Annotated in this window: 9 protein-coding genes and 2 pseudogenes; 7 read left to right on the top strand and 4 right to left on the bottom strand. The window is 58.4% G+C overall.

Annotated features, from left to right (window positions below; all coding sequences use genetic code 11):
- Positions 1–231: 231 nt before the first annotated feature.
- Positions 232–1,221: a zinc-dependent alcohol dehydrogenase family protein gene (locus CQW31_RS30150; RefSeq protein WP_009681981.1), complete on the bottom strand. Its 990-nt coding sequence runs from the start codon at positions 1,219–1,221 to the stop codon at positions 232–234.
- 140 nt (positions 1,222–1,361) lie between these two features.
- Here CQW31_RS30150 and CQW31_RS30145 point away from each other — a divergent pair, with 140 nt between their 5' ends.
- Both CQW31_RS30145 and CQW31_RS31525 read left to right on the top strand, forming a co-directional pair.
- Positions 1,362–2,258, top strand: coding sequence for a LysR family transcriptional regulator (locus tag CQW31_RS30145; RefSeq protein ID WP_016486908.1), 897 nt, complete (start codon positions 1,362–1,364; stop codon positions 2,256–2,258).
- A 175-nt stretch (positions 2,259–2,433) separates the two neighbouring features.
- Complete coding sequence (locus CQW31_RS31525) at positions 2,434–2,631, top strand: hypothetical protein (RefSeq protein ID WP_009681688.1); 198 nt, start codon at positions 2,434–2,436, stop codon at positions 2,629–2,631.
- Between the two features lie 616 nt (positions 2,632–3,247).
- Here the strand turns inward: CQW31_RS31525 and CQW31_RS30135 are convergent.
- A complete protein-coding gene (locus tag CQW31_RS30135; protein ID WP_009681687.1) occupies positions 3,248–3,550 on the bottom strand; it encodes a putative quinol monooxygenase in 303 nt (100 codons plus the stop codon).
- A 63-nt stretch (positions 3,551–3,613) separates the two neighbouring features.
- Between CQW31_RS30135 and CQW31_RS30130 the strand changes: the two genes are divergently transcribed.
- From CQW31_RS30130 to CQW31_RS30120, 3 genes are all read left to right on the top strand, one after another.
- Positions 3,614–4,627 (top strand): GlxA family transcriptional regulator, encoded by a 1,014-nt coding sequence (locus tag CQW31_RS30130; protein ID WP_009681686.1) that lies wholly within the window; start codon positions 3,614–3,616, stop codon positions 4,625–4,627.
- A 66-nt stretch (positions 4,628–4,693) separates the two neighbouring features.
- On the top strand, positions 4,694–4,879 hold the full coding sequence (locus CQW31_RS30125) for a hypothetical protein (RefSeq protein ID WP_037031229.1): 186 nt from the start codon (positions 4,694–4,696) through the stop codon (positions 4,877–4,879).
- A gap of 211 nt (positions 4,880–5,090) precedes the next feature.
- Positions 5,091–6,074: an LLM class oxidoreductase gene (locus CQW31_RS30120; protein ID WP_009681685.1), complete on the top strand. Its 984-nt coding sequence runs from the start codon at positions 5,091–5,093 to the stop codon at positions 6,072–6,074.
- Between the two features lie 55 nt (positions 6,075–6,129).
- Here CQW31_RS30120 and CQW31_RS30115 read toward each other — a convergent pair whose 3' ends face one another.
- Positions 6,130–7,101 carry a zinc-binding alcohol dehydrogenase family protein gene (locus tag CQW31_RS30115; protein ID WP_009681684.1) on the bottom strand — a complete coding sequence of 324 codons (972 nt, stop codon included), beginning with the start codon at positions 7,099–7,101 and terminating at the stop codon, positions 6,130–6,132.
- Between the two features lie 109 nt (positions 7,102–7,210).
- Here CQW31_RS30115 and CQW31_RS30110 point away from each other — a divergent pair, with 109 nt between their 5' ends.
- Entirely contained in the window at positions 7,211–8,101 is an 891-nt protein-coding gene (locus tag CQW31_RS30110; protein ID WP_009681683.1) for a LysR family transcriptional regulator, read from the top strand.
- 20 nt (positions 8,102–8,121) lie between these two features.
- Here CQW31_RS30110 and CQW31_RS30105 read toward each other — a convergent pair.
- Positions 8,122–9,327: pseudogene (locus tag CQW31_RS30105) on the bottom strand (cation:proton antiporter); the annotation flags it as partial.
- On the opposite strand from CQW31_RS30105, the pseudogene CQW31_RS30100 reads away from it, so the two are divergent.
- A pseudogene (locus CQW31_RS30100) lies at positions 9,320–9,728 on the top strand (TraI domain-containing protein); the annotation flags it as partial. The pseudogenes CQW31_RS30105 and CQW31_RS30100 overlap by 8 nt on opposite strands.

Genomic DNA, 9,728 nt, shown 5'->3' with positions numbered 1-9,728 from the left:
GGCCCATATAGTGCTGCAAACGTCTTTTTCGCTGGGTGAGCTATTCGCACTCTCGCGTGCTGATCCCACAGACAGTCAGCTCGACTATGGGTTTTTGATGTGTTTACTGCGTTTTCACACAGCCTGGACCCAAAGCGGACGGTCTCGGCAGGCTGTTACGGCCAAAAGCGGTCATCAGGGCTGGCTTGAATCGGGGCCGAAGGATTACGCTCTCAGCCCCATAATTGCTGGTCAGACAGTTACCACGATCTTGCCGATCTGCTGATTGGCTTCAAGGAAACGATGGGCATCCTGGATGTCGCTAAGTGTGAATGTCTTTGCGATGATCGGGCGCAACGCACCGGACTTCAACCCTTGCAGAATAAAAGCCTTTGCTCTCTCTAGGGCTTCAGGGTCGGCCACAATCTCTGCGTAGAGATAGCCCTTCAAAGTCAGGCTTTTGCTCAGCACGGTAAACAGTGGGAATGGTGTCGGTTCAGAGCTAAGTGCGCCGTACTCCAGCAAAATTCCGCCCCGCGCCATGCTCTGCGTGAGAGGTTCAAAGGACGGCCCGCCTACAGGATCGAATACAACGCGAGCGCCTTGACCGGCAGTTATCGTCATAACACGCTCGACGATATCCTCTTCATCGCTGACGATGACATGCGCAGCGCCTGCATCAAGTAGGGCTTGCTTCTTCGCGTGAGTTCGAGTGATCGCAATCGATGTGGCGCAGACCATACGAGCCATTTGGAAGGCGGCCAAGCCAACACTGCTTGACGCTGCGGTAACGATGACAAAATCGCCCTGCCGTAGCTTCGCCTGTTCAATCAATGCCCCCCAGGCGGTGACGTACTGCATCCAAGACGCCGCAGCCTCTTCAAAGGACAAGTTCTCAGGGCTCTTTACCACCAGGTGGGCCGGTACATTGGCCAACTCGCCGTAGGTGCCCCAGCGAGTAATATCCAGAGGTGGGATCAGAGCGACCGAGTCACCAATCGTGATCTCGGTTACGTCGCTCCCAACTGCCGTTACGATGCCTGCGGCCTCGTAGCCTAAGCGGCTGGGGAACTCCGCTTCTTGTAGGTATGCGTGATTGCGGAACATCACTTCGGCTCGGTTCAAGCCAATGGCTTTAACACTAATTTGCACCTCGTTTGCTGCTGGTGCCGATACTTCCAGATCTTCCAGCTTCAGAACGCTGGCGTCACCGTATTCATGAATTCTGACAATGCGTGCCATCATAGATATCTCGTTTATCAATGGGCCTCGACGTACATCCGGAAGGTATCCGGGCACTCGAAAGGTGACGAAAATTTAGTCATTGGTTGGCGCTAGATAAAGGCCTACGATGGCGCATTACTAGAAACAGAGTGTTTATAATGGATCGCCTGACCCAGATGGCTACGTTCGTCAAAACAGTTGAGCTGGGTTCATTCAGCGCCGCTGCGGACGACCTGAATCTGTCCCCTCAATTGGTAGGGAAACAGGTGAAAATGCTCGAACAACATCTGGGTGTTTCCCTGCTGCACCGGACTACGCGCAGGCAAAGCCTCACCGACTTCGGCAGGGCGTTCTACCCGCGAGCAAAACTGATCCTTGCAGACATGCAGTCTGCCGAGAGCCTGGCTGCCCTCACTCGGGGCACACCAAGCGGCCGCCTTCGCATCAACGCGCCGGTCACGTTCGGAATTCGCACGCTTTCGCCACGCCTGCTGGAATACATGGTTCGGTATCCTCAGGTGTCTGTTGACCTAACGTTATCGAACGAACTGGTCGATATCGTTGATGATGGTTACGACGTGGTATTTCGCATCGGCGAGCTGGCGAGCAGTGGGTTGAAGGCATTGCCACTGGAGCCCTATCAGATGGTTTTATGCGCTGCGCCGTCCTATCTTGCACGTCGCCCTCCCATCATCAATCCGTGGGATCTACAGCAGCAGGAATGTCTGGGGTTTACCTATTCTGATGGCCGCTCACACTGGAGCTTCGACAGCCCGGGGGGGCGTATAGATGTTCCTATTACAAGCAAATTAACGATCAATCAAGGTGATCCACTGCTGGCAGCGGCTGTAGCTGGTCTAGGCGTGGTTCTACAGCCGATAGAGTTGGTTAGCGATGCACTGCGCGATGGGACACTGGTGCGTCTGTTGCCGCAGTACCCGGTGCCCAATACCGCAATGCACATCCTCTATGCCCCTGACCGAAGAATGACTCCAAAGCTGCGCAGCTTCTTGGAGTTTGCGCGTGAGGCTTTTGGGCAGCAAGGCCCTCTCTAACGCACGAAAATCAATGTCTGCGCTATCCGGTATTCGTAAAGGACGACGATTACCGTGGCTCACCGGATATGACCAAGCCCCCTTGCTGAGGAAGTACCTGCTGGAGCACTTCGCGGCGGAAGTCGAAGAACTGAAAGACGCCATGTTCGTTGGCTTGGGGCCGTAGGTCCAGAGCGTGCTGGACCGCCTGATCCAGGAGCGGGTTCTGAATCCCGACCGGGTGATTGCCGGCATGCTGCACCCCTCCGGAAACTGCACCTACCGGATCAACTACCTCATCGGCGACAGAAGCGCGCTGGTCCCGCACGCCACCAGCCCTGTGCCTTACCACCAGGTCCGGCGAGCATTTCGGGAGCGGTTCGTCACCGCCTGATCGAACGTCGGATGAGTGGATGCTAACGCGGGTTCAATTCCCAAACGGGAATAGAACTGGCGCCCTGCCTGATGCGCTCGGTTGGTGACCCGACCAGGGCAGAACTGGTAGGATTGCGGGCATCAAGGGCCGGATTCCGCACCTTTCCGCAGGAGTTTGCAGCGGTCGCAAGGCGCTGAGTTACATAGGTTTGGCGCAGGGTTCCACCCCACCGAGCCCCTGCAGGAGTTCGAATCGTTACACCCCCCCCCAGAAACCCTCACTAGCCCGCACGGCCCGATGCTAGGTCGTTGATTTTCAACAAATCGCTCGATCGATCCGCGCTTGCGGACTGCGGACTTCCAATGGGCCGGAAATCTGGCTCGCCCAGACGGCTCTCGGTACCGACACGTTGCAAACAGTCGGTACTTCTCGATAACTACCCGACGAATCGGAACATCACAGCCAGCCCTGATGTTGCCCCTGCTTGCTGACGCAGCTTGGAAGTTCTGGCTGCAATATTGCCCCCCGTCGCTGTGGAAGGAGCTCCTTGGGCAAGTGCAATCGAGGGGGGATCGCTGCGTAGAGCTTGTGCCCCCATCCTGCAGCGTGACCTGATTGGGTCAAGGCCGGGTTGTCATGCAGGCAGCTTGGCTGCAAGCAGTTCGACCTTCTCGATATTGGGCGGAGAACTGAGCAAGGTCGCGGCGTTGGCCATCAAGGCCACGGCGATCTGGCCGTTCAGATGTGCTTGGCGACCTGCCTCATCGGCAAAGGCATCGAACACACCGAACGTCGAAGGGCCAAACTTCAATGCGAACCAGGCAGTGGTGCCGGACTCGGCGTTGGCGAGCGGCAGTGCGCTGGCCAGGAAGTCGGCAAGCGCAGCCTCCTGGCCGGGTTTGGCTTCGAGGCGAACAAACAGGGCGAGCTTGGTCATACTGTAATCCTTTGGGTAAATGGGTTAGGTGAATGGATCGACGAGCCTGCAGTCTAAGTCGTCATGACAGCCATCTCTATAGACAATAATGACAACATTGATATCATTGTTGCCATGAAACTCCACATCCTTGTTTGTGACGGCGTGTTTGATCTGGGGCTTGCGGCGCTCACCGACACAGTGGGCTTGGCCAATGCGATGGCGGGCTCGCTGCCACAGGCTCCCGCGCACATAGAGCTCACGCTGGTGGGCGTTCGGCGTCGCATCCGAACTGCGCAAGGCTTGACGGTCCCCGTGGTCCCTGCGCGTGGTGTGCCGGAACCAGACGTCGTGCTCGTGCCCGCGTTTGGTGACAAGATGCCCGACACGCTCTCGGCTCGGCTCACACGCCCCGACGTGCCCGATGCGGTCGCCGTGCTACAGCAGTGGTCCACCGCTGGCGCGCACCTTGGTGCCGCTTGCTCCGGTAGTTTCTTGCTTGCAGAGAGTGGCCTGCTTGATGGGCATCGTGCGACGACGTCATGGTGGCTGGGGCCGATGTTTCGGCAGCGCTATCCGAACGTCACGCTGGACGAGTCACGCATGATCGTGAACTCGACACGCTTCACTACCGCGGGTGCCGCTTTGGCCCACGTCGACCTGGCCTTGCGCATCATCCGGGAGCGCAGTCCGGCGCTGGCGGCACTGGTGGCACGCTATCTGCTGGTCGAGGCACGCAGTTCGCAAGCCGAGTTCGTGATTCCCGACCACCTTGCGCATGCCGACCCGATGGTGGAGCGCTTCGAGTGCTGGGCCAGAAGTCAGCTCGCGAAGGGGTTCTCGCTGGCGGAGGCGGCCAGTGCCGCGGGCACAAGCGAGCGCACCTTGGCGCGGCGGCTGCAAAGCGTTTTGGGCAAGACACCGTTGTCGTATTTCCAGGACCTGCGCGTGGAGCATGCCGTCCATCTCTTGCGCACCGGAAACGCGAGCGTCGACCAAGTCGCCGCACAGGTCGGGTACTCGGATGGGGTGACCCTGCGGGTCCTGTTGCGCCGCAAGCTGGGCCGGGGTGTCAGAGAGTTGCGACGCGGTGGATGACCAGAGGCGTTTGGTGTATACACGGCTGGAGACCGCCGAGAAACTGACGCAGGCCAAACGGCGCATTTGGACCTGACAAAACTACTGCCCGCCACGGCGCGCAAGCTCCAGTTTGACCCCGGACAAAGTTTTGCTGGCAATGTCGTGGTTGAGCAAATCAATACCTTGATTGAGCAACGCTGTGCACTGACGATTCGGCGGCTCACCGACCCCGCCGCCGACAATGACGCAGCCGCCGAGCCCACCGTTTGAACTACCGTGCGGACACGGGTTCGATTCAGGGTTTGGGAATTGAACCTACATCCCATCGCAGACGAGTTTGATGCCCGTTTCCGGCGACCAGCATGGCTGAGAAACCTGCTTGCAGGTCTACAATCGGGCAGGCTTTACGATCGAGTTCGCAATGGTTCGCAGCAGCTCGTTGCACTTCTATTGCGTGGTTCTCCCATTGAGGAAGATTAGAATGTATCTGCCGAGCACGATTCCTAATCAGCAGCATCGAGGGTTCAGCCGAACCTTCACTCCGGGTCATTTGAGCCTGGGATTGTTCTTCCCTTTGGAGGCCTTCGGTGGGGACATTCCGAGCATGCTCAACCAGGTCGCATTGGCCAAACGAGCAGAGGAGCTGGGCTTCTCCGCGCTTTGGTTTCGCGACGTGCCTCTTCGGGACCCTAATTTCGGCGATGTCGGCCAAGTCTTCGATCCCTGGGTTTACCTGGGCTATATGGCGGCTCATACGTCAGAGATAGCGCTTGGCAGCGCATCCATTGCCATCCCTTTACACCATCCTCTGCACACGGCCAAGGCGTCAGCCAGCGTCGATCAGTTGAGCGCAGGTCGCTTGATTCTGGGCGTAGCCTCCGGCGATCGCCCAGTGGAGTTTTCAGCCTTTGACGTCGATCCCGAAAGGCGCGGAGAAGTCTTTCGAGAGCACTACGAGGTGATTCGCCGAGCCTACAGCACCAGCTTCGAACCCATCCGCTGGAGCGGTGGTAAGCTGCGCGGCGCAGACCTCATTCCGAAACCCACAACCCAAGTGATTCCGATGCTCGTGACCGGACATAGCCGCCAGTCACTGGATTGGATCGCGCGCGAAAGCGCCGGATGGGTCAACTATCCACGCGCGCCGAAAATGCAGCGACTGATCGTGGAAGATTGGCGGATGGAGGTCATGAAGCAATGTGGTTCCGTCTATAAGCCCTTCACTCAGTCGCTTTACATCGACCTCAGTGAGAACCCGTCCACGCCGCCCACTCCCATTCATTTGGGGTTCAGGCTCGGACGCGACCACCTCCGGGCTTTGCTGGAGTCGCTTGAGGAAATCGGGGTGGACCACGTTATCCTCAATCTCAAGTACGGAAAGCGCCCTGCGGCGGACGTCATTGAGGAACTGGGCACTCACATCGTTGCGCAATTCGGAGTAAAGGCGCGTCCTGGAGCAAATTGATCCGCCGGCCGCGTCCAAGCCCGGCCGAGGTGGTGCGGCTCAATAGGCTGAATGATCAGGCCGATACCTGTTCAAGGAATATCAGTTGCAACGGCTCTTGCAGCAGATCATCTGCCGTGGCGGCAAAGCGCTGAAAGTAAGGCATCGAAAAATGCGCATCCAGCGCCGCCTGATCCCTGAAAGCCTCGCGCATGTAGAAAGTGCCCTGCTCGTCACGCTGCTCGAACAACACATAATCGAGATTGCCCGGCTCTGCGCGGGTCGGCTCTATCAGCGTCAGCAATTCTTCTTTCAATGCCTGTTCTTTGCCTGCCTTGGCCTTGAGCACGGCAATTGATACCAAGTGTTGTTCGGTGTGGGTTAGGCTGGCGACATAGTCGATCTCCGGCACACCGAGCGCTTGCAACTGTGCGAGCAGTGGCTGGCTGTGATCGATCACGTGATGCGCGCCCAACTGCCGCACCCAATCAGCGGTTTCCTGGCGTGAGGCGGTACCAATGACGGTAAGGCGGGTCAACTTTCGGGCCAGTTGCACCAGCATCGAACCGACGCCGCCAGCCGCTCCAGTGATCAACAGGCACTTGCCCTCCCCCGTACCCTCGACGACACCGAGCCGGTCAAACAACAATTCCCAGGCCGTGATCGAGGTCAATGGCAACGCTGCCGCATCGGCGGCACTCAATGAATGAGGCTTGTGCCCGACGATCCGCTCATCGACCAAATGGAATTCGCTGTAGCTGCCGGTGCGGGCAATCGAGCCGGCATAGAACACTTCATCGCCCGGCTGAAACAGCGTCACTTCAGCGCCGACCTCGCGGACAATGCCTGTGGCGTCCCAGCCGAGGATTTTCGGTTCTTTTGTGAAAGTTCCGGCGCGCACCTTGGTATCCACCGGATTCACTGATACCGCGCGAACTTCGACCAGTAGATCCCGAGGGCCAGGCGTGGGCCGCGGGAGACTGATGTCGATCAATGCTTGTGGATTGTCGATGGGCAAAGCGTGCTGGGTAAAGCTGATGGCTTTCATGGAGACTCGCTGTCGAAGGGTTGATGCATTCACTTGCGGCAATCTTCGACTTCCCATGGACAAAGAAAAACAAGCAGAATGCGCCAACACTTTCACTTCAGGAGTGAAAATGATCCGCATCGATGATCTTGGTTTATTCATCCGCAGCGCCGCGCTGGGCAGTTTCACCGCAGCGGCGCTGGAGGTTGATCTGCTGCCTGGTCAGGTCGCAGCCGCCATCAAACGTCTGGAGCGCGAACTGGACGTGCGCCTATTCGCCCGTACGACGCGCAGCCTGCGATTGACTGCCGAGGGCGAGCAATATCTGCCCACCGCCCACTCAGTGCTAGAGACCCTGCAGCAAGGCAAGGAAAACCTGCGGGGTGAGAACGCCACGCTGCGGGGCGTGCTGCAAGTGACAGCGCCGTCCGATCTGGGGCGCAACATACTGCTGCCGTGGCTGACGCTGTTCCGCCGTCAGCATCCTGAATTGACGTTGCGTTTTTTCCTGTCGGACCAGATGGCCAATCTGTTTCGCGACCCGGTGGACGTGGCGATTCGCTACGGTCCAAATGAAGACGCCAACTACGTGGCACTGCCGCTTGCACCTCGGAACCAGCGGGTGCTGGTTGCCTCGCCGGAGTATGTGCAACGCTGCGGTTCTCCCCAAACACCGGATGACTTGAGCAAGCATGCCTGCCTGCTCTATCTGCAAAATAGCCGAGTCTACGACAAGTGGAACCTGGGCGGTCAAACCGTGCAGGTTTCGGGACCGTTGTTCAGCGATGACGCCGATGTCGTGCGGCGCTGGTCATTGGAGGGTGAAGGTATCGCCTACAAATCCTGGCTGGATGTCAGTGCAGATATCGCCGCAGAGCGTCTGCTTGTGCTGCTGCCGGATTATCCTGGCGAAGCGTCACCGTTGAGTCTGGTGTGCCCGCATCGCAAGCAGATCAGCCCTGCGGTTTCTCAGCTTCACACGTGGCTGAGTAGCCAGTTTTCTGCTCTGAAGCGCAGGTGAACCGATCCTGTGATTGATGCTCACTGAGCATCCCGCGCTTCATGGTTCGGCGGATCAATGCGTTCAATATTCCCCAATACCAGCGCTCGCCCGGCAAACAGGCCGCCTGCTGTTTCCAAGGCAAAACGTTCGGCGTCGCGTTTGCGCACTTCCTCGATCACTGCGTCGGCTTCGTGCTCAGACGCACCCAGAGTCAGCACGGCCTGACCACCGAGCAGCAGGGCGGCCTCAAAGGTATCCCGTACTATGTAGTCGGCATCGTGTTTGACTAATTCCAGCGCATGTTCGCGGTCAAAAGCGCGCACCACCAATTTCACCTGCGGGCAGTAGTGCCGAGTACTTTCGACAATGCGTGTCGCGGCTTTCTTATCATCCACACAAATAATGATGGCGCGGGCGTGATGGGCACCAGCAGCGTGCAATATTTCATGGCGGGCACCATCGCCGTAATAGACCTTGAATCCATAGGGTGTCACGGCGCGGATGACCTCCGGATTTATATCAATGATGGAAATTTTCGCTCCCTGGGCGAGCGGTGCCTGGCAGGCAATCTGCCCCACTCGGCCAAAACCGATGATGAGTACATTGCCTTGCAGGTTGTGTGCGGCTTCCACACCGTCCATGGAAACGGTCTGTACGCGCGCAAAGCGTTTGTACAGCAATACAGTCACCGGCGTAATGGCCATGGAGAGCACCACAATAGCCGTCATATTGGCGCTAACTTCAGGACTGATGACCCTGAATTTGAGCGCTTCGGCAAACAGCACAAAAGCAAATTCGCCCCCCCCTGCGCCATAAGCACGGCGCGATCCAGTGCGTCGCTATGGCTGCTTTTCGCGAGGTCGGCGCGCGACCTCATAAATGCACAGCGCCTTGACCGTCATCAGCGCAAGCACACCAGAGGCGATGAGCATCCAGGCCTTGTCCACCACCTGCAGATCCAACGACATACCGACGCCGAGGAAAAACAGCCCCAGCAGCAGGCCGCAAAATGGCTCTATGTCGGCCTCCAACTGGTGGCGGAAGGTGGATTCCGACAGCAGCACACCAGCAACGAAAGCCCCCATCGCCATTGAAAGGCCGCCGATTTCCATCAGCAGCGCGACACCCAACACAACCAGCAACGCAGCGGCAGTCATGACCTCGCGCGCTTTGGCTCGGGCCAATACCTGAAACAGAGGATTGAGCAGCCACAATCCAATGGCCACCAATGCGCCCAAGGACAATCTGCTGCCCATCGATGCCAGTCCCGAAGACCAGGCGGCGCAGTCCGAAGCCTGGACCGCCGCCGTTGCCTATGCTGCGCTGCTCCACGATATTGGCAAGATCGCCGTCGATCTACACGTCGAACTGGCCGACGGCAGTACTGGCATCCGTGGCATGGCCCGCTGCACCAGGCGTACCGATTTCGCTACCGTGACGACCGCGAATACCGCCTGCACAGCGCCGCAACAGGCTTGCTCTATCGTCAACTGCTCGACCGCCACGTCCTGGACTGGTTCAGCGACTATCCGGCTCTCTGGGCACCGCTGCTCTATGTGCTGGCCGGTCAGTACGAACATGCCGGTGTACTGGGGGAACTCGTCGTGCAAGCAGACCGGGCGTCGGTGGCCCAGGAGCTGGGCGG

This window comes from Pseudomonas sp. 382 (assembly GCF_002759075.1).
Taxonomy (GTDB): domain Bacteria; phylum Pseudomonadota; class Gammaproteobacteria; order Pseudomonadales; family Pseudomonadaceae; genus Aquipseudomonas; species Aquipseudomonas vlassakiae.
Note: the sequence above shows the minus strand (reverse complement) of the source record. Positions and strands in the feature narration are given on the sequence as shown.

Excerpts from the sequence above, each read along its gene's own strand:
- CQW31_RS30120 (WP_009681685.1), top strand. The coding sequence starts at position 5,091 with ATGTATCTGCCGAGCACGATTCCTAATCAGCAGCATCGAGGGTTCAGC.
- CQW31_RS30110 (WP_009681683.1), top strand. The coding sequence starts at position 7,211 with ATGATCCGCATCGATGATCTTGGTTTATTCATCCGCAGCGCCGCGCTG.
- CQW31_RS30115 (WP_009681684.1), bottom strand. The coding sequence starts at position 7,101 with ATGAAAGCCATCAGCTTTACCCAGCACGCTTTGCCCATCGACAATCCA.
- CQW31_RS30150 (WP_009681981.1), bottom strand. The coding sequence starts at position 1,221 with ATGGCACGCATTGTCAGAATTCATGAATACGGTGACGCCAGCGTTCTG.
- CQW31_RS30130 (WP_009681686.1), top strand. The coding sequence starts at position 3,614 with ATGACAGCCATCTCTATAGACAATAATGACAACATTGATATCATTGTT.
- CQW31_RS30135 (WP_009681687.1), bottom strand. The coding sequence starts at position 3,550 with ATGACCAAGCTCGCCCTGTTTGTTCGCCTCGAAGCCAAACCCGGCCAG.
- CQW31_RS30145 (WP_016486908.1), top strand. The coding sequence starts at position 1,362 with ATGGATCGCCTGACCCAGATGGCTACGTTCGTCAAAACAGTTGAGCTG.